The sequence below is a fragment of the Lentzea sp. HUAS TT2 genome, assembly GCF_051853195.1.
Taxonomy (GTDB): domain Bacteria; phylum Actinomycetota; class Actinomycetes; order Mycobacteriales; family Pseudonocardiaceae; genus Lentzea.
The window spans coordinates 2,812,629-2,830,847 of the sequence record NZ_CP196667.1 but is presented as its reverse complement, the minus strand read 5'-3'; the positions used below and the strand labels follow the sequence as shown (position 1 = coordinate 2,830,847).

Here is an 18,219-nt window from a genome sequence, read left to right as displayed (position 1 = left end):
GGACCTTTCGTACTGCATGTCAGTACGAAAGGTCCCCGCGTGCGATCAGTGTCAAGCGGAGGCGAGTTACAGATCTCCGGCGAACGGCAGACGTGACATGGCGTCCGAGGTCATCCACTCGCGCAGGCGATGGGTGGCCCGGACGTCGTCCTCGTTGTACTCCAGCAGCCGCTGCCGCTGATCGAGGTCGAGCTCGTCGCCGTTCATCCCGACCGCGGACCGGTACCAGCGCATGGAGTTCTCGCCGCCGGCCTCCGGGTCGCGCCACGAGAACCCCGCCGCCGGCGCGATGACCTTCAGGCCCTTGCCGTGCGCGCACAGGAACTGCTCGCGGACGATCCCGAACAGGTCCACCCACGAGTCCGAGCCGATGAACTCCTTGATCTGCGCGATCGTCGGAATGCCCGGCTTGCCCGCGAACCGTTCGGCCGACGCCAGCAGCCAGCGGTTCTCCGCGAGCTCGTTGTAGCAGTAGGCGCGGAACGTCAGCCCGCGTGCCTTGGCCCGCAACCGGATGCCGGTCAGCCAGGTCCAGAACTCGGCGAACGAGCGCGCCTCGTCGTCACACGGCAGCGCGTCCCACGTGACGAAGGCGCGGTAGCCGTGTTCCTCGTCGATGTCCTTTCCGGACAGCAGGCAGCCCCACATGTACGCGCCCAGGTCGCCGAAGCTCTCCATGTCGACGTCGACCTCGATGTCCGCGCGCGGCACGTTCATCTCGGGCACGCGGCGCACCAGCGTCAGGTCGCGCAGCCAGGCCCGCGCCAGCACCACGGCGTCGCCGAAGGGCATGCCGACGAGCTGGATCGGTCCGACGGCGGTGGGGTCCAGCTCCGCCAGCTTGTCCACAGTGGACAGGCCGATCTTGCGCAACGCCGCCGCGTCCTCGCCGCGCACGACGAGGCTGACGTCCCGGCCCTGCTTGAGATCGCTGTCGCAGGTCGGCCACCACGGGCACGTCTTGCAGTCGACGATCCGCGACGGGCGTGCGAGCGGTTCCTGGTCGTTCGCGGCGGCCAGCGCCACGGCCAGGCGGTCGCTGAACCGGGCGTCGTACTCCGCCAGAGCGTTGCGGCCGCCGGGCCACGTGGGTGCTTCCAGGTCGTGCCACAGCACGACGTCCGCGTCCATGCCGATGACGCCGCCGGTGGCTCGGCCGTTGCGCGCGTAGCCGGCCGCCTGCAGCTGCCGTTGCGCGTGGGCCAGCCGCAGCTGGTCGCGGGGCTGGGGCCGGACCTTGCGGTGCGGGTCAGTGCGGCTGCCGTCGGGCAACGGCATCGTCAGCGGGCTCGTGCGCGCGCCCTGGCCGGGGTCGGTGATCTTGTGCCGGACCACGAGCACCGGCACGTAGCCGGTGGAGTCCTTGACCAGCAGGTCGATGCCACCTCTGCGGCCACCGCGCGGATCACGCGGCAGCGCGGCGCCCCAGATGTACTGGGCGCCCATCTCCATCGCCGCGAGCGTCACCCGTTCCCGGTCCGCGCTGCGCACGTCCGGTCCGCTCGGCACCTCGAAGAGGTTCGAGCCGACGATTCTGCCGAGCGCGTCCGCCACCGCGCGGCGATGGTTCGTCGCGTCCGCTTTCCGTTGTTCCGATGCCGGATCCGGCGCCGCCTTGGGAGCGTCGCGCATCTCCGGATCGTTTTCGAGGTGCACCCGCCGCCGACAACGAGTGACCACGCCGGCGTCTAGCTGCACCTGGGAAGTCACAGGATGCAGGGTATGTCGCGCGTCGAGGAGATGTGTCGGCAACCTGCACAGTAAGTTTCACGTGACGGAGGAGGAGTACCCGAATGGCGCGCAAAGCGAAGGCCGGCTTCACGCCCAGCCGAGCGAAGAACCTCGTGGGTGTCGCGAAGGTGGTGGCGCCGGCGCTCATTCCGGTCCTGGCCCCCGTGTTCGTGCGCGGAGCTGGGGTTCTGAGCGAGCAGTACGACCGCTATCGGGCGCGCCGGCTCGGCATCGACGTCGCGGACATCGGGAAGTACTCCGGGTACGGCGCCCGGCTGCACGCGCGAATTGTCGGCTTTTCGGAGTCGATGGAGACATTGCGGCCGACGGATTCCGATTGGGTTTCGAAGACCGAGACGCGCCTCTCCCAGCTGCTCGCCGCGGTTCGCGCTTCTGAACGCATGCCGACGGCCCGGCGCAAAGCAGCGCACCGGGCCGTGGCAACTGATCTGGACGTGTTGGAGCAGGAGTTGCTCAGGCGCCTGAACGTGCGCTGACGTCCGGCGTCTTGCCGGTCACCTCGGCCACGGCCTTGACCGCCGCCTCCTCGACGACGTGTCCGGGATCGAGGTGGGCGGTGACCTCCTCCATCACCTCGGCGACCCGTTCCTCCCGCCTGATCATCGGGTCGGAACGCAGGTCCTTGGCCAGCGAGACGCAGAGCCCGACCATCACGACCATGAACGGCAGCGCCGCGATGATCGTCAGGTTCTGCAGCCCTGTCAGGGCGTCCGACCCGCCGACGAGCAGCATCACGGCGGCGACGGCACCGGTCACCACGCCCCAGAAGATCACCACGGGCTTCGTCGGCCGAATGGTGCCCTCCTGCGAGAGCGTTCCCATCACGATCGACGCGGCGTCGGCCCCGGACACGAAGAAGATCGCCACCAGGACCATCACCACGACACCGGCCACCGCGGCCAGCGGGAACTGGTCCAGCAGCGAGAAGAGCTGCGACTCCGGAGTGGACTGACCGGCGAGGTCGACGCCGGACCGCTGCTCGAAGATCGCCGTGCCGCCCAGGATCGCGAACCACACCAGCGACACCGCGGACGGCACCAGGATCACACCGGCCACGAACTGCTTGATCGTGCGGCCGCGCGAGATCCGCGCGATGAACATGCCGACGAACGGCGTCCACGAGATCCACCAGGCCCAGTAGAAGATCGTCCAGCCGGACAGCCAGGTCTCGGTCGCGTCGCCACCGGACGCGGCGGTGCGGCCGGCCATCGTCGCGAGCTCGCGGAAGTAGTCACCGAGTGCCGTGGGCAGCAGGTTCAGGATGAACACGGTCGGGCCCACGACGAACAGGAACAGCGCCAGCACCACGGCCAGCACCATGTTGATGTTCGACAGCCACTGGATGCCCTTGGCGACACCCGAGACGGCGGACGCGACGAACGCCACCGTCAGGATCGCGATGACGGCGACCAGCGTGCCCTTGCCGACCTGACCGGCCCAGCCGGCCGCCTCCAGCCCGCTCCCGATCTGCAGGGCGCCGAGACCGAGGGAGGCGGCCGAGCCGAACAGGGTCGCGAAGATCGCCATGACGTCGATCGCACGACCCCAGCCCGATGCCGCGCGACGCCCCAGCAGCGGCGCGAACGCGGCGCTGATCAGCGAGGACCGCCCGCGGCGGAAGCTGCTGTACGCGATGGCGATGCCGACGATGGCGTAGATCGCCCAGGGGTGCAGCGTCCAGTGGAACAGCGTGGTGGCCATCGCGGTCTCCAACGGATCTCCGTCGGAACCGGGCGGCGGCTTCACGAAGTGCGTCAGCGGCTCGTTGACGCCGTAGAACATGAGCCCGATGCCCATGCCGGCACTGAACATCATCGCGACCCAGGACACGGTCTTGAACTCGGGTTTCTCGTCGTCCCTGCCGAGCGGGATCTTGCCGTAGCGGCTGAACGCGAGCCACAGCGCGAAGACCACGAACCCGGTGGCGGAGAGCACGAAGGCCCACCCCAGATGCTGGATGATCCAGCCGAGCGCCGCCTTCGAGGCGGAGGCCAGACTCTCGGTACCGACGATTCCCCAGGTCACGAACGCAAGCGTGAGACCTGCGGCAACGCCGAACACAACCCGGTCGGTACGGCCCGGCTTGTCGCATTGAACGGTCATGCGGCCCTAGATACCCACTCATAGACCGGGGCAAACTCCTCCGATTACCCTCAAGCCTCGTGAGCACCCGGACGAGTGAGTTGCGCACCCTTCGCGGTGCCGCACTCGCGCTGACGTCTGCCGCGCTCACGATCACCGCCCACGGGCTGGGCGGTGGCGAGACCTCCGAGTTCATCCACGCGCTGCCGCTGGTGGTGCTGATCGCGTTCGCGGCGGCGTCGCTGGCCGACAAGCGCACCGGACGGCTCTCGGTCATCGCCGGGCTCGGCACGGCCCAGCTCGCCCAGCACCTGCTGCTGACCTGGGTCAACCACGAGCACACCACCACGCTGACCGGCCAGATGTTCGTGGCGCACCTCGTGGCCGCGACGCTGACCGGGCTGTTGCTGTTCCACGCGGAGAACGCCCTGTTCAGGCTGTTCGCCGCCGTCACACGCCTGATCCCCCGCAGGCTCACGCCGCTGCCGGTCACCACGCCGATGCGGACGTTCCCCCGCACGCCGTACCTCCAGAACGCGCACCACCTGGAGCTCTCGCGTGCGAACGGGCGGCGCGGCCCGCCCTGTGACTCCTGATCATCCGTATCCCCCTCTGCAGACCCTTTGGCATCAGGAGCCACAACTTCATGTCTACAAATCGATTTGGCGTGCGCACGCTCGCCGTTCTCGCCGTTGCCGGAATCGCGGTGCTCGGCACCCCGACCATCGCATCGGCGCACGTCAGCGCCCAGCCGTCCGAGTTCACCCAGGGCGGCCGCGCCACCTTCGCGTTCCGCGTCCCGAACGAGCGGGACAACGCCGGCACCACCAAGATCGAGGTGACGCTGCCGCAGGACACGCCGCTGACGTCGGTGCGCACCAAGCCGCTGGCCGGCTGGAAGGCCGAGGTCGTCAAGGGCAAGCTCGACAAGCCCGTGACGCTGGCCGGCAAGGAGATCACCGAGGCCTTCACCTCGATCACCTGGACCGCGGAGCCCGGCGTGAAGATCAACGTCAACGAGTACCAGGAGTTCTTCGTCGCCATCGGCACGCTGCCGGAGGGCAAGGACAAGCTGGAGCTCCCGACGAAGCAGACCTACGAGAACGGCGAGGTCGTGGACTGGGCCCAGGCCGCCGGCGCGGACGGCAAGGAGCCGGAGCACCCGGCGCCCGCGCTGAAGCTCGCCCCGAAGGCCGCCGCCGGTGACGACCACGGCCACGGCACGACCCCGGCCGCCAACAGCACCGACACGCACGAGGCGTCCGCGGCGGGCTCCGACAAGACCGCCCGCTATCTCGGTGGCGCCGGTCTGGCCGTCGGTGCGCTCGGCCTCGGCTTCGGTGTCGGCGCGATCCTGCGTTCGAGGCGCAAGGCATGAAGCGCGCTCTGATCGCTTTCCTGTTCGCTGGTGCGGCCGTGCTCGCCACGGCCGCCCCCGCGGCGGCGCACAACGCGCTGATCAGCAGCGACCCGAAGGACAAGACCTCGCTGGAGGTCGGCCCGTCGACCGTCACGCTCACGTTCGACCAGGACGTGCAGGGCGGCCAGGGCATCAACGCGATCTCGGTCGTCGACGCGAACGGCGGCCACTACGAGGTCGCCGGCGATCCGACGATCAAGGACACCGCGGTGTCCGCGAAGGTCAACGCCCTGGGCAAGGCCGGCGAGTACAAGATCGGCTACCGCATCCTGTCCGCGGACGGGCACCCCGTCTCCGGTGAGCTGACGTTCACGCTCACGAAGGACGGCACGGGCACGCCCACCGCGGCGACGAACACCGCCGCGTCCGGCGACTCGGGTTCGAGCGACGGCCTGCCCATCTGGGTGTGGATCGTCGGCGCCGTGGTCCTGCTCGGCGGTGGCGTGTTCTTCGCCCTGCGCGGTGGAGGCGCGAAGGCATGAGCAACGTCCGGACCGCCGCCCCCACCCACTACCGCGTGCTCGCCGGACTCGTGTTCGGCGCACTCGGAGGCATCGCGCTCGGCCTCGTGCTGGCACCACCTGTCGTGGTCGCCGGGGTCGTCGACGCCGGGGCGGCGGTCCGGTACGGCCTGCCGGTCACACGGGTGCTGCTCGACATCTCGGCGACGATCGTCGTCGGGCTGTCGATCCTGCCGAAGCTGCTCGGTTTCGACCGGCCGACGCACACCGAGCCGGTGATGCGGATCGCCCGGCCGGCCGCGGTCATCGCCGCCGCCGTCTGGGTGGTCACGGCGTTGACGGCCATCGTGCTGCAGGCGGCCGAACTGCGTCCCGGCAGCAACGTCAGCATCGGCAACGCCGTCGACTACATCGCGAACGTAGGCGCCGGGAAGGGCCTGCTGTTCAGCGCGTCCTGCGCGTTCGTCTACCTGATCATCGGCGTGATGGCCGTGCGCGGCGGCGAGTCCGTGCCCGCCGAGCTGCGGATCCTCGTCTCGATGTTCGGGCTGCTGCCGATCCCGGTGACCGGGCACGCCTCCAACTGGAAGTACCACGACTACTCGATGGTCTCCATGGAGCTGCACGTGCTGGGTGCCGCCGCGTGGACCGGCGGGCTCGGCGCGTTGATGGCGCTGGTCGCCTACCGCAAGGGCCTGCTCGCGATCGCGCTGCCGAAGTTCTCGAAGATCGCGACGATCAGCTTGATCGTCGTCGCGGTGACGGGCCTGTTCAACGGATTGCTGGAGCTGATCCTCAACCCCGTCGTGCCGTTCCCGCAGTCGCTGTTCACCACCGGCTACGGCCTGCTGTTCCTGGGCAAGGCCGTGTGCGCGGGGCTGATCGCGGTGCTCGGCGCGCACATCCGGTGGCGGTTGCTGCCGAAGATCTCCCAGCACAAGGTCACCGCGATCGTCCAGTGGGCGATCCTGGAGGTGACCGTCATGGGTGTCGCGTTCGGCCTCGCGGTGATCCTGAGCCGCGCTCCCGTCAGCTGAACCCCGTCGCGACTCTCACCAGGTCGGCGAGTGCCCGCGACCGGCTGTGCGGCGGCCACGCGATCACCGTCGTCACCTTGGGCGCGTCCACGACGGGAATCGCGACCAGGCCCTCGGCCAGTCCCGTGCACACACCCTCCGGCAGGACGGCGACGGCCCGGCCCAGCTCGATCATCTGGAACAGCTGGGTCAGGCTGCGCACCTCGAGGCCGGGACCCTCCGGGTAGGTGCCGTCCTGGCGAGGCCAGCGGACGCGTTCGCCCAGGTGGTCGACCTCCGCCAGGCGCAACCGGGACTCGCCCGCGAGCCGGTGCGACACCGGCATCACGGCGACCTGGTCCTCGGTCTGCAGGACCTCCAGGTCCAGACCGGTCGTCGGGTCGTACGGCTCGTGCAGCAACGCGACGTCCGCCCGTCCGTCGAGCAGCGGGACGTGCGTGTTCGACTCGCAGAGGAGCAGCTCGACCTCGACGGCACCGGGTTCGGCCGCGTAGGCGTCGAGCAGCTTCGCAAGGACCTCGCCGGAACCGCCGGTCTTGGCGGCCAGCACCAGCGACGGCCGGTCGGCGGCGGCAGCGCGCGTCCGGCGTTCGGCCGCCGCGACCGCGCCGAGGACCGCCCGGCCCTCGGCCAGCAGGGTCGCGCCTGCGTCCGTCAGGGAGACCTTGCGGCTGGTGCGGACGAACAGCCTGACGCCGAGCCGGTGTTCGAGCTGCGCGATCGTCCGGGAGAGCGGCGGTTGCGCGATCCCCAGGCGTTCGGCGGCACGGCCGAAGTGCAGTTCCTCCGCGACGGCGACGAAGTACCGGATCTCTCGGGTCTCCACGTCGTCCACGGTATCCATACCGGCCGGGTATCGCTGCGACACCGAGGTGGTGTTGGTCCTCACCGCGTTCCGCACCACGATCGAAGACATGAGCGAACAGACGATCGCGCTGGTCACGGGCGCGAACAAGGGAATCGGGTACGAGATCGCGGCGGGCCTCGGCGCGCTCGGGGCAGTCGTCGGAGTCGGGGCGCGGGACGCTCGACGCGGCGAGGAGGCGGTCGCGAAGTTGAGGGCGAACGGCGCCGACGCGTTCTTCGTGCCGTTGGACGTGACCGACGACGAGAGCGTGTCCTCCGCCGCGGCACTGGTCGAGGAGCGGTTCGGTCGCCTCGACGTGCTGGTCAACAACGCGGGGATCGCCGGGGCATGGCCCACGGCGCCATCGGCCGCCACGGTGGCAGGTCTGCAGGAGGTGCTGGACACCAACGTGATCGGCGTCGTCCGGGTCACCAACGCGGTGCTGCCGTTGCTCAGGAGGTCGGCACGGCCGCGGATCGTCAACCAGTCGAGCCACCTGTCGTCGCTGGCCCTGCAGAGTGCACCGGACTCGGGGTTCGGATACGTCGACGGGGTCTACGCACCGTCGAAGACCTTCCTGAACGCGCTCACCGTGCAGTACGCGAAGGAACTCACCGACATCAAGGTGAACGCCGTCTGCCCCGGCTACGTCGCGACCGAGTTCAACGACTTCCAGGGCCACGAGACGCCGGAGAGCGCCGCCAAGGTCGCGATCCGGCTGGCCACCCTGCCCGACGACGGGCCGACCGGAGGCCTGTTCGACCACAGCGGGCCGGTGCCCTGGTGATGTTCAACGTGAAACATCCACGACTTCGACCGGACTCGGCGAGTGGTCCGATCGGAGCGACGAGCTGCGCACGAACGGACTAGTCGGTGATCAGTCGAGCCGAAGATTCTTCCCGCATCCGCGCCAGCCGGTTCATCGTCCGCTGACCGCGACGGTCCAGCTCGCGGCTGTCGATCCAGCCGCTGGCGTAGTAGCGGTAGTCCTGAGCCAACGCCACGAGCTCGGCGAGGTAGTCGGCGGATCGGCGCCGTCGCTCCTCGTCGAAGCCCGCCAACAGCGGTAGCTGGGTGTCCACCACCTCGTCGAGCAACTGCGCGGACCGCAGCGCTCTCCTGGAACGCCACCTCCGAGTAAGGCTCACGCGCCGCACCTCGTCCTTCGCCCCGACCTGCCGCACCTTAGGCGTGGATTTCTCGCCCGTCGATGCTGCATTCGTGTCTGAAGGTCCTGGCGTTACCGGTTCGTGTCCCACGCCATTCGATCGTGGTGCTATAGGACCCAAACGAGACAGAGGTCAGGCGGCCGACTCGGTGCCGGTGAAGCGGGCGACGCGGTCCGCGAGCTCGCGGGCCTCGGGGTTGTTGCGGCGCTTGTCGGCTTCCTGGCGAAGCGGTTCCATGCGCTGCTTGGTGCGCACCGACTTGAGGCTTTCCGACAGGTCGACGGCCTGGCGACCGATCTTGGCGCCGTGGTCGATGTCGCCCTCGAGCAGGTGGTTGATCGCCATCGAGGTCAGGTTGAACGAGCGGCTGCGGGCGTACTCGTCGCCGAAGTTGTTGATCGCCTTGGACAGTGCGGGGATCGCGGTCCTCGTGTACTTGGCGTCCACCGTCTGGGCCAGCTCCGTGTGCACCGTGCCGATCATGGACGAGAGGTCGATCTCGTTGAAGAACTTGGCCCAGGCGGGGGCCTCTGCGACGTTCGCGCGGGAGAACTCGTCACGCGCGCGGCCGAGCAGCTTGAGCGCCTGCTCGTCGGAGCCCATCTTCGCGTAGGCCCAGGCCTCGTTCGCGCACAGGATGCCGACGGCCAGTTCGGAACCGGAGTTCTGCGCGGCCAGCTGACCCAGCTGGAACACCTTCAGCGCGTCGTCAGGGGCGTTCTGGTGCAAGTAGACGCGACCCATGCGGTACAGGATGTTCGCCATCAGCGCCTCGTTCTCGCCCTGCTTGGCGAGGTCGAGCGCCTGACCGAAGTGGTTGCGGGCCGAGTCCATCAGACCCGTGTCGAACGACGTCCAGCCGGCGAGGTTGTGCAGGTCCGCCAGTGCGACGAAGAGCCGCTGACGAACGATGTCCGTAGAGCTCGCACCGAGCATCTGCTGTCCCCAGGACAGCTGGGCGACCACCGCGTCGCGGCAGGAACCGCCGCCGTACTGGTAGTCCAGGGCACGCAGAGCCCGCGTCGCCGCTTCGACCTGGCGCACATCGGTCATGCCGATGCGTCCCGGAGCCGGAGTCTGTGTGGGGTGTGAGACCCACGACCCGGAGTCCGCTCCGAACACGGCCGCGCCCACTGTCACGGCGGCGGCGTGCGCGAGGAACTTCCGACGCTTCACCGACTCGTCCTCCTCAGGATGGGGTGAGTCCGCGGTCGCGGCCACCCGTACTGCCGTTGTCTCGTCATAGGCGAGACCCATGTATCCACGTGGGACACCCAAGCCGACGGCGATCCTGGTCAGGACGTCATATGCCATCACCTGGCGTCCCTTGAGGATCTCCGAGACCTCGGACTGCGACTGCCCAGTGAGCGCCGCGATCTGGCGCTGGGACACGCCGTGCCTTCGGAGCAGCCGGTAGACCGAGCTGATCTCTCGTCGGGCAAGTGCGTCCCGCATCTCCTGGTGGTCCCACACCTCGGTGGGGATAGGAGAGCCCTGGGAACTCATGGTGTTCATCGCGCACCCTCACAGTCCGTTGGGCGTCATCGGCAGACTAGGGGCAGGTCCCCGAGCCCGAGAAGTCCTCTTCGGCGGAGCTGATCGGCTCTACCGAACACCGCTTACCGCTCACCGTAAGACTTCCACCGGTGGGCGCTGTGACGTCCCGTTCCGGGATGAATCATCGCAATCTAGATTCCGGTAAGCGAGTGAGCACGGAGAGGAACGACCTAATAGTGGACAGCTCCTCCTCAGGCTCCACCTCCATTGTGGAGACGGGTGACACCGAATCCACATGGCGCGGCATGACCGGGCAACGTCGGACGTGGCAGATCAGCTGCGGCGACGTGGTCGACCGGGACCGCCAGCTCACCGTGAAGGTCGTTCAGGGCCAAGTGGTCCTGGTAGGCCCTCCCGGGGAGACGGCAGTCTTGTCCCACGACCAGCTCGTACAGCTCAGGGCTGCGCTACGCGAAGCCGCCGACCAGGCGGAAAGGTGACGGTGACGTTTCGATGGACGCGATCCTCGGACAGGTTCTTCGCAACGCTGTGTGGGAACGCCTCGACCTGCTCACAGAGCTGGCGAGCCGCGCTGACGCCCCGTCCCTCCTGTCGGTGGCTCGATCCGAGCTCCCTCGGCTGACCGAGGGATGGCGTGCTCTGCTGGCAGCGCACGAGCCGGACGAGAAGGGCAACTGCCCTGAATGTTCCGGCCGTTGGCGCCAGCAGAAGTCACCTTGCTCGGTGTGGCGCGCCGCGTACGAACACCTGGTTGCGGGCGGACTCGCCCCGCGCCCGGCTCGCCATCTGCGCGAGGCCCCGGTGACTCCTCCTGTCACCCGGTCCCGCCGCGCGGTGGCTCGAGCCCACTAACGGGCGTTTGCGACTGACCTGGCGTCCCCCCGACACGACCAGGTCTGCAAACCGCCTACTGACCGGTGGCCCGCGATGTGCGAACCCCCGACCGCTACATCGCGGGCCCCGGTCAGCTTTTACAACTCCACAGATTCCCGCGGGCCGGTGACGTGCACCTTCCCTCCCCGACCGGCACCGGTCCGCGGTTACCAGCCACGGCCCTCGTCTGCACCTCCCGCGCAGATGAGGGCCGTTTTCACGTCTCCGGACGGCACGCGGGGCCCTTGCGTACCGACATGCAGTACGAAAGCGCCCCGCGTGCACTTCGTCATCGGTGAGTGCCGGTCTTCCAGGCCAGGTACGACGTCAGGCCGGGGAAGAGCCGGCCGGAGATCTCGAACGCCTTGAGCTGCCACGGGAACAGGTGCTCGGCACGTTCCTTCTCCACCGCGTCCACGATCGCCTTCGCGCACTGCTCCGGCGTGACCGTGGGGATCATCAGCCGGGCGATGGCCGGGATCCGCTCCTCGGCGCCGGGATTGTTGGTGAAGTACTCGCTGGAGACCTTGCCCGGCACCACTTCGCTGATCCCGATGCCGGTCCCCCGCAGGTCGAGGCGCAGTGACGCGGTCAACCCGCGCAACGCCCAGCGCGCCGACTGGTAGCCGACGCAGCCGGGAATCGGCAGCCTGGACACCGGCGAGTTCACGTTGACGATCCAGCCCGAGCCGCGGGAACGCATGGCGCCCAGGTACTCCCTGGTCAGCAACAACGCCGCCATGTACGGCACGGCGGTCATGGTGACCAGCTCGTCGGCGGCCGTGTCGTCGAGGAAGAGCCACCGCCCGACACCCGCGTTGTTGACCAGCACGTCCGGTGCCGGCACCTCTTCCGCGAGTGCGTGAATCTGCTCGGCGTCCGCCAGGTCTGCAGGATGAGCGGTCGCCGAGCCGCCGAACTCCTTGATCCGTTTGACCTGCAGATCGAGCAGTTCGGCGCTCCGGGCCACAAGGTGGACGTGCGCGCCATGAGCGGCGAACCGGAAGGCCGCCTCCGCGCCGATCCCCTGGGACGCTCCCGTCACCACGACTTTCTTGCCCGACAGCTGCATCAGACCACCGATCGCACTCGACTCATCAACACCGCGGCCAGCGTCGTCGCCAGCGCGGAGACCGCGAACAGACCGCGGTAACCGCCCAGGTTGGCCAGGATCAACGCGGTCAGCAAAGGGGCGATGACCTGCGGTAACGCGTTGGCCACGTTCAGCACGCCCAGGTCTTTGGCCCGGTCGGACGCGGCCGGCAGCACCTGGGTGAGCAGCGCGATCGCGACGGCCCAGTACGTGCCGAACCCGACGCCGAGCAGCGGGGCGGCGACCAGCGCCGACTCCCAGGTCGGCCAGACGACGAGCAACAGCGCCGCGACCGCCATGACCGTCGACGCGAGGTACACGTACGGCTTCCGGCGCCCAGAACGATCACTCCGTGCGCCGAACAGCACTGCTCCTGCGGCGAGCGCAACCCCGTAGAGCGCCATCAGCACCAGCAGACCGTCTTCCGGAGACGGGTGGTGGACGACGTCGCCGAGGAAGTAGAGGAGGTAGAGCGTCCCGAACGCGTTGCCGAGGTTGATCATCAGGTGGCCGAGCCAGGCCCAGGCGAAGTCAGGGTGCTCCCGAGGTGAGATCCAGAAGGTCGGCCTCACGGGCTTCGCGACGAGCTGCGTGTCCGGCGTCCGCCAGACGAAGAAGAGGGCTCCGACTATGACGATGGCCGCACACGCCAGGTAGCCCGCGGTCAGGCCGCTGACCAGCAACGTCACCACGACCGCGCCCAGCACCGTGCCGAGCATCTGGCTGATGCCGATGAGTCCGCCGACCTGCGCCCGTTGCTCGACCGGCACCCGGTCGGGCACCGCGGAGGTCAGCGAGGCGAGCATGCCGCCGATCCCCGCCTGCACCAGGCACCAGCCGATGGTCATCACGACCACCGAGGGCGCGTTCGCGAGCACCGCGAGACCGACGGCGCCGATGATCGCGCCGCCCAGCGTCCACGGGTGCCGGCGGCCGAACCGCGAGGTCGTGCGGTCGGACAGGAACCCGATCAACGGCACGACGAGCAGCGAGACCAGGCCGCCGAAGCCGGTGACGACGCCGAACACCAGCTCCTTGTCCGCCTTGTCCAGCAGCTCGGCCTGCTGGGGCAGCAGCACCTGGATCGGCGCGTAGACCGCCAGCCACAACCCGAGGTTCGCGAAGAACAGCCAGGCCATCCAGCCGCGGCGAACCCGCACCACCGGCTCAGCGAGGGCTTCACTCACCGCTGATCACCTTTCTGTACCAGTGGAACGACTCGCGCGGCGTGCGCTGCTGCGTCTCGTAGTCGACCTGGACGAGGCCGAACCGCTGCGAATATCCGGCTTCCCACTCGAAGTTGTCCAGCAGCGACCACACGAAGTACCCGGAGACGTCCGCGGCCTGCGCGGCCTTGAGATGTCCGTCGAGGTAGGCGATCCGGTCGGTGTCCGCGAGCTCGTCGGGGAAGCTGCAGCCGCTCTCCGTCACGTGGACGGGCGGCAGGTCAGGGTGCCTCTCACGCAGCGCGTTGATCATCTCGGTCAGCCCGGCCGGCACGATCGGCCAGCCGAAACCGGTGCGCTCGTACTCGTCGATCTCCGCCAGTTCGAACGGCAGCGGGTTGCCCTCGGACGGCGACTTCAGCCGCGTCGGGTTGTAGTAGTTCACGCCGTAGAAGTCGAGCGGCTGGTGGATCGTGGCCAGGTCACCATCGGCGATAGGCAGAAGGTCGGCGACTGCGTCGGGATATCGGCCCGACAGCATGGGGTCCGCGTAGATCCAGTTGTGAATTTCGCTGTAGGCCTCGGCCGCTGCTACGTCGTCCGGCCCTGCCGGCCACGCGGGCGTGTGGTTGTTGGCCGTGCCAACCGCTTGCGCGTTGTACGAACGGAGCACTTCGACCGCTCGGCCGTGAGCGAGGTTCAGGTGGTGGGCGGTCGGCAACGCGTCGAAGAGCAGCGTCTTGCCGGGAGCGTGCTCACCGATCGCATAGCCCTGCAACGTCACCATCGCGGGTTCGTTGATCGGGATCCACATCTTCACGCGGTCGGCGAGCCGGTCCGCGACCAGTGCGGTGTAGTCGGCGAACCGGTCGGCGATGTCCCGGTTGAGCCAACCGCCCTCCGCTTCCAGCTCCGCCGGCGTGTCCCAGTGGTACAAAGTCACCACGGGGGCGATATCGATATCGACGAGCGCGTCGACCAGGCGGTCGTAGAAGTCGAGTCCCTCGGCGTTGACAGGTCCCTTGCCGGACGGCTGGATGCGCGGCCACGCGATCGAGAACCGATACGCGTTCACGCCGAGCTGCGCCATGAGCGCAACGTCCTCGCGCCACCGGTGGTAGTGGTCGCACGCAACGGAAGCGTTCTGGTTCTCGTGTACTGGAGTGAAGTCGTCCCACACGGAGGGGCCGCGGCCGCCGGCGGTGAACGCGCCCTCGATCTGGAACGCGGACGTCGACACTCCCCAAAGGAAGTCGCTCATCGATCCTCCAAATGTGAAACTTGTTCGGATCGTAGGCGTGTTGGCAGGTTCAGGGAAGTGAAAGAGCCGTGCAGCAGGCAAGATGGAAGTACCCGAACTACTGGGAGTCGCCGTGACGAGCACCACCCCGCTTCGCCGTCAGCCCGTCCAGCAGCGCAGCGCCAAGAGAGTCGAGCGCATGCTCGAGGCGTGCGCGACTCTCATCGACGAGGTGGGCTACGACGGCGTCACCACGACGTTGATCGCGGAGAGAGCGGGCGTCGCGGTCGGCTCGCTCTACCAGTTCTTCCCCGACAAGAGGGCTGTCGTGCAGGCGCTGACGCTGCGCAACGTCGACAAGTTCTCCCTCGGCATCACCGAGCGGCTCGAGCAGGCGACGCTCGAGCACTGGTGGGACGCCGTGGACACGGTGTTCGACGTGTACGTGACGATGCACCGCGAGATCCCCGCGTTCGGGAAGCTGCACTTCGGTGACGTCGTGGACATGCGCCTGCTCGACGACCGGCGCGACAACAACGCCGTCATCTCCGACAAGATCTCGGAGCTGATCTCCGGCAAGTTCGGCATCCCGTTCGGCGAGGTGGGCCTGCCGATCGCGATCGCCGTCGAGGCCGCCGACGCCGTGCTGAAGATGGCCTTCCGCAACAACCCGATGGGCGACCAGGCGATCCTGATCGAGGCGAAGGCGCTGGTCAGGGGCTACCTGTCGTCGCGACTGCCCGCCTAGCCGAAGTTGCGGCGCTCGCCGCGGTACGTGGGCACGGTGCGCTCGATGCGATCACCGTGCACCAGGTGCACCTCGTCGAACCGCTCGAACAGCTCGCCGGCCTTGGCGTGCCGCATCCAGACGCGGTCGCCGATCTTCAGCTGCTCCGCCGCCTTGCCGGTGACCGGCGTCTGCACCTCGCCGGCGCCCTCGAGGCCGAGCGTCTTCAACCCGGCCGGCAGGTACGGCGACGGCTGGCGGTCGGGCGTCGGCGTCCCGGACGCGATGTAACCGCCGGCGAAGAGCGTGGCCACCCGCTTGGTCGGCTTGCGCACCACCGACAACGCGAACAGCGCGGCGGGTTCCGGCTTGAAGCCCTGGTACCCGTCGAACAGCGTCGGCCCGAAGAGCCCGCTGCCCGCCGCGAGCTCGGTGACCGACGGGTCGGACCCGGTCAGCTCCAGGCTTCCGGTGCCGCCGCCGTTGACGAACTCCAGGTCGGCGACCTGCCGGACCGCACCCACCACGGCCGTCCGCCGCTGGATCAGCTCGGGCCCGGACTTCGACTGGATGAACCGGATCCCGAGCGCCCGCAGCGGCTGACCGGGCGGGTTGTCGCCGAGGCCGGCGATCTGCCCCTCGTACGCCATGACGCCGACGAGCTTGAAGCCGCCGCGTTGCACGATCTTGGAGGCCAGGGCCTGCGCCTGCACGGGCGTGTGGATCGACGAACGGCGCGGGCCGATGTGGACGCCGGGCAGCGGCCGCCACGACACGTCGAGCTCCAGGCAGACCCGGATGTCGGCGTGCGGCCCGATCGCCGCGTCCACGAAGTCGAGGTGCTCGGTGGAGTCGACCATGATCGTGACGCGCTGACGTGCGGTTTCATTGGCCGCGAGCTTCTGCAGCGACGCGCGGTCCGCCGTCGGGTACGCCACGAGCAGGTCCTCGCTGACGTTCTGCTCCGAGAGCCACAGCGCCTCGGCCAGCGAGTAGCACATGACCCCGGCGTAACCGGGCCGTTCGAGCGCCCGGCTCACCAGGTCGCGCACCCGGATCGACTTGCTCGCGACCCGGATCGGATGACCGGCAGCGCGACGGGCGAGGTCCGCCGCGTTGTGGTCGAAGGCATCCAGGTCGACGATCGCGAACGGAGGATCCAGGTCCTTCGTCGCGGTGTCGAGTCGAGTTCGGCGCATGCTCTGACGGTACGTCCTGAACCCTTGAAACGTGAAGAGCTTTCACTTACGTTACTCGCAGGTCACACTCTCTCGTGGAGGTTCGCGTGTGGACGAACTGGGCTAAAACGGCTTCGTGCACGGCGCGCGTGGCCCACCCGTCCAGCACAGACGAGATCGCCACAACGATCCTCTCCGCCTCCCGAGTCCGGGCACGCGGCAGCGGCCACTCGTTCAACGACATCGCGGTCGCGCCGGAAGTAGCGCTTGACCTGGACCGATGGACGGGAATCGTACGCGCGGACGTCGAGACCGGCCTGGTGACCGTCCGCTCCGGCACTCCCCTGTGGGCCTTCAACGCCGACCTGCACCGCCTGGGCCTCGCGATGCCGAACCTGGGCGACATCGACGCCCAGACCGTCGCCGGCGCCGTCTCCACCTCGACCCACGGCACGGGCGGCAAACTCGGCGTCCTGGCCACCGCGATCGTGGAGCTCGAACTGGTCCTGGCCGACGGCTCGGTGGTGACCTGCAACCGCACCGAACGCCCGGACCTCTTCAACGCGGCACGGGTGGGCCTGGGCGCACTGGGAATCATCAGCACCCTGACCCTCCAGTGCGTGCCTTCGTTCGTCCTGCAAGCCTCGGAATCCCCCGGCCGCCTGGACGCCGTGCTGGAACAGTTCGACGACCTCTGCGCCGTCGAGGACCACGTCGAGTTCCACTGGTTCACCCACTCCGACCGCGTGATCCTCAAGCGCAACAACAGGATCACCGACCCGGCCCGCCCGCTGTCGAAGCTGCGGCAGGCGTGGGAGTACGAGGTGATGGAGAACGCGGCGTTCGGCGCGGTCACCAAGGTGGCCAAGACGTTCCCTCGCTACACCAAGCGCCTCAACGAACTCTGCGGCTCGCTGATCTCCGAACGGTCCTATTCGGACTACTCGCACAACGTCTTCGTGACCCCGCGCCGAGTCCGCTTCGTGGAGACCGAGTTCTCGATCCCCCGCGAGACCTTGATGGACGTCATCAGCGAACTCCGCGCCGTGGCCGGAAAACTGGGCGAACGAGACCACCTCATCGTCCCGTGCGAGGTGCGCATCGCCCAGGCCGACGACATCTGGCTGTCCACGGCGAACGGCCGCGACACCGCGTACATCTCGATGCACCAGGCACTCGGCATGCAGTACAAGGCGTTCTTCGACGCGTACGCGAGCATCGCGGCATCGGTGGGCGGCCGGCCGCACTGGGGCAAGATGCACGACCTGACCGCAACGGAACTCCGCCCGCTGTACCCGCACTTCGACGACTTCCTGCGGGTACGCAACGAGGTCGACCCAAACCGAACCTTCACGAACGCCTACCTGGACCGCGTACTCGGCCAGTAGCAGCCAGATCGAACGCGAAGCCGAAGGCGAGCCGTCCCCACCGCCAACCCACACGCCTAAGCAACGCGCAGCCGCCCAAGGCAACAGGCGTGCCATCTACCTACGGGTGGCGTGGACCCCCTGATCAGATTGCCGGGGTCTGGGGCAGAGCCCCAGGGGAAGCACGCAACAGAAACCCGCCGCACGCAAGGCGACCACCCCGCAAAGCCAGCGGATCGCAAGGCGACCACGCTGACGCAGGCGTCCCCCCGATCCGGGAACCCCTACA

General features: G+C 68.4%; 19 protein-coding genes. 10 read left to right on the top strand and 9 right to left on the bottom strand.

Annotated elements, in window-relative coordinates:
• Nucleotides 1-66 precede the first annotated feature (66 nt).
• Nucleotides 67-1,710, bottom strand: coding sequence for a TM0106 family RecB-like putative nuclease (locus ACSHWB_RS14110; RefSeq protein WP_439662479.1), 1,644 nt, complete (start codon nucleotides 1,708-1,710; stop codon nucleotides 67-69).
• 83 nt (nucleotides 1,711-1,793) lie between these two features.
• On the opposite strand from ACSHWB_RS14110, the gene ACSHWB_RS14105 reads away from it, so the two are divergent.
• Nucleotides 1,794-2,228 (top strand): DUF6474 family protein, encoded by a 435-nt coding sequence (locus ACSHWB_RS14105; protein ID WP_439662478.1) that lies wholly within the window; start codon nucleotides 1,794-1,796, stop codon nucleotides 2,226-2,228.
• Here the strand turns inward: ACSHWB_RS14105 and ACSHWB_RS14100 are convergent.
• Nucleotides 2,206-3,855, bottom strand: a complete 1,650-nt coding sequence (locus ACSHWB_RS14100; RefSeq protein WP_439662477.1) for a BCCT family transporter — start codon at nucleotides 3,853-3,855, stop codon at nucleotides 2,206-2,208. The two genes, ACSHWB_RS14105 and ACSHWB_RS14100, sit on opposite strands and share 23 nt — an antisense overlap.
• Nucleotides 3,856-3,914: 59 nt before the next feature.
• On the opposite strand from ACSHWB_RS14100, the gene ACSHWB_RS14095 reads away from it, so the two are divergent.
• From ACSHWB_RS14095 to ACSHWB_RS14080, 4 genes are all read left to right on the top strand, one after another.
• Entirely contained in the window at nucleotides 3,915-4,430 is a 516-nt protein-coding gene (locus tag ACSHWB_RS14095; protein ID WP_439662476.1) for a hypothetical protein, read from the top strand.
• A 71-nt stretch (nucleotides 4,431-4,501) separates the two neighbouring features.
• On the top strand, nucleotides 4,502-5,212 hold the full coding sequence (locus ACSHWB_RS14090) for a YcnI family copper-binding membrane protein (RefSeq protein ID WP_439662475.1): 711 nt from the start codon (nucleotides 4,502-4,504) through the stop codon (nucleotides 5,210-5,212).
• Nucleotides 5,209-5,736, top strand: a complete 528-nt coding sequence (locus ACSHWB_RS14085; protein ID WP_439662474.1) for a copper resistance CopC family protein — start codon at nucleotides 5,209-5,211, stop codon at nucleotides 5,734-5,736. Before ACSHWB_RS14090 ends, ACSHWB_RS14085 begins: the two co-directional genes overlap by 4 nt.
• The gene (locus tag ACSHWB_RS14080; protein ID WP_439662473.1) at nucleotides 5,733-6,752 is read left to right on the top strand and encodes a copper resistance D family protein; all 1,020 of its coding nucleotides are present in this window, start codon (nucleotides 5,733-5,735) and stop codon (nucleotides 6,750-6,752) included. Before ACSHWB_RS14085 ends, ACSHWB_RS14080 begins: the two co-directional genes overlap by 4 nt.
• On the opposite strand, the gene ACSHWB_RS14075 is transcribed toward ACSHWB_RS14080, so the two are convergent.
• The gene (locus tag ACSHWB_RS14075; protein ID WP_439662472.1) at nucleotides 6,745-7,578 is read right to left on the bottom strand and encodes a LysR family transcriptional regulator; all 834 of its coding nucleotides are present in this window, start codon (nucleotides 7,576-7,578) and stop codon (nucleotides 6,745-6,747) included. The two genes, ACSHWB_RS14080 and ACSHWB_RS14075, sit on opposite strands and share 8 nt — an antisense overlap.
• An 88-nt stretch (nucleotides 7,579-7,666) precedes the next feature.
• Between ACSHWB_RS14075 and ACSHWB_RS14070 the strand changes: the two genes are divergently transcribed.
• Nucleotides 7,667-8,386 carry an SDR family oxidoreductase gene (locus ACSHWB_RS14070; protein WP_439662471.1) on the top strand — a complete coding sequence of 240 codons (720 nt, stop codon included), beginning with the start codon at nucleotides 7,667-7,669 and terminating at the stop codon, nucleotides 8,384-8,386.
• Between the two features lie 79 nt (nucleotides 8,387-8,465).
• Here ACSHWB_RS14070 and ACSHWB_RS14065 read toward each other — a convergent pair whose 3' ends face one another.
• Nucleotides 8,466-8,747 carry a hypothetical protein gene (locus ACSHWB_RS14065; RefSeq protein WP_189156604.1) on the bottom strand — a complete coding sequence of 94 codons (282 nt, stop codon included), beginning with the start codon at nucleotides 8,745-8,747 and terminating at the stop codon, nucleotides 8,466-8,468.
• Nucleotides 8,748-8,900: 153 nt separating this feature from the next.
• Complete coding sequence (locus ACSHWB_RS14060) at nucleotides 8,901-10,283, bottom strand: helix-turn-helix domain-containing protein (RefSeq protein ID WP_439662470.1); 1,383 nt, start codon at nucleotides 10,281-10,283, stop codon at nucleotides 8,901-8,903.
• Between the two features lie 191 nt (nucleotides 10,284-10,474).
• On the opposite strand from ACSHWB_RS14060, the gene ACSHWB_RS14055 reads away from it, so the two are divergent.
• Entirely contained in the window at nucleotides 10,475-10,765 is a 291-nt protein-coding gene (locus ACSHWB_RS14055) for a hypothetical protein (protein ID WP_307790106.1), read from the top strand.
• 13 nt (nucleotides 10,766-10,778) lie between these two features.
• The gene (locus ACSHWB_RS14050) at nucleotides 10,779-11,138 is read left to right on the top strand and encodes a hypothetical protein (RefSeq protein WP_030480258.1); all 360 of its coding nucleotides are present in this window, start codon (nucleotides 10,779-10,781) and stop codon (nucleotides 11,136-11,138) included.
• A gap of 310 nt (nucleotides 11,139-11,448) precedes the next feature.
• Here the strand turns inward: ACSHWB_RS14050 and ACSHWB_RS14045 are convergent, their stop codons facing one another.
• The 3 genes from ACSHWB_RS14045 to ACSHWB_RS14035 are packed head-to-tail and all read right to left on the bottom strand — an operon-like array spanning nucleotide 11,449 to nucleotide 14,679.
• Nucleotides 11,449-12,231, bottom strand: coding sequence for an SDR family NAD(P)-dependent oxidoreductase (locus ACSHWB_RS14045; protein WP_439662469.1), 783 nt, complete (start codon nucleotides 12,229-12,231; stop codon nucleotides 11,449-11,451).
• Nucleotides 12,231-13,391, bottom strand: a complete 1,161-nt coding sequence (locus ACSHWB_RS14040; protein ID WP_439664593.1) for an MFS transporter — start codon at nucleotides 13,389-13,391, stop codon at nucleotides 12,231-12,233. Before ACSHWB_RS14040 ends, ACSHWB_RS14045 begins: the two co-directional genes overlap by 1 nt.
• Nucleotides 13,392-13,431: 40 nt before the next feature.
• A complete protein-coding gene (locus ACSHWB_RS14035) occupies nucleotides 13,432-14,679 on the bottom strand; it encodes a GH1 family beta-glucosidase (protein ID WP_439662468.1) in 1,248 nt (415 codons plus the stop codon).
• A gap of 82 nt (nucleotides 14,680-14,761) precedes the next feature.
• Between ACSHWB_RS14035 and ACSHWB_RS14030 the strand changes: the two genes are divergently transcribed.
• Nucleotides 14,762-15,406, top strand: a complete 645-nt coding sequence (locus tag ACSHWB_RS14030) for a TetR family transcriptional regulator (protein ID WP_439662467.1) — start codon at nucleotides 14,762-14,764, stop codon at nucleotides 15,404-15,406.
• Here ACSHWB_RS14030 and ACSHWB_RS14025 read toward each other — a convergent pair.
• A complete protein-coding gene (locus ACSHWB_RS14025) occupies nucleotides 15,403-16,584 on the bottom strand; it encodes an amino acid deaminase/aldolase (RefSeq protein WP_439662466.1) in 1,182 nt (393 codons plus the stop codon). The two genes, ACSHWB_RS14030 and ACSHWB_RS14025, sit on opposite strands and share 4 nt — an antisense overlap.
• An 86-nt stretch (nucleotides 16,585-16,670) precedes the next feature.
• Here ACSHWB_RS14025 and ACSHWB_RS14020 point away from each other — a divergent pair, with 86 nt between their 5' ends.
• On the top strand, nucleotides 16,671-17,951 hold the full coding sequence (locus ACSHWB_RS14020; RefSeq protein ID WP_439662465.1) for a D-arabinono-1,4-lactone oxidase: 1,281 nt from the start codon (nucleotides 16,671-16,673) through the stop codon (nucleotides 17,949-17,951).
• The last annotated feature ends 268 nt before the right edge of the window (nucleotides 17,952-18,219 follow it).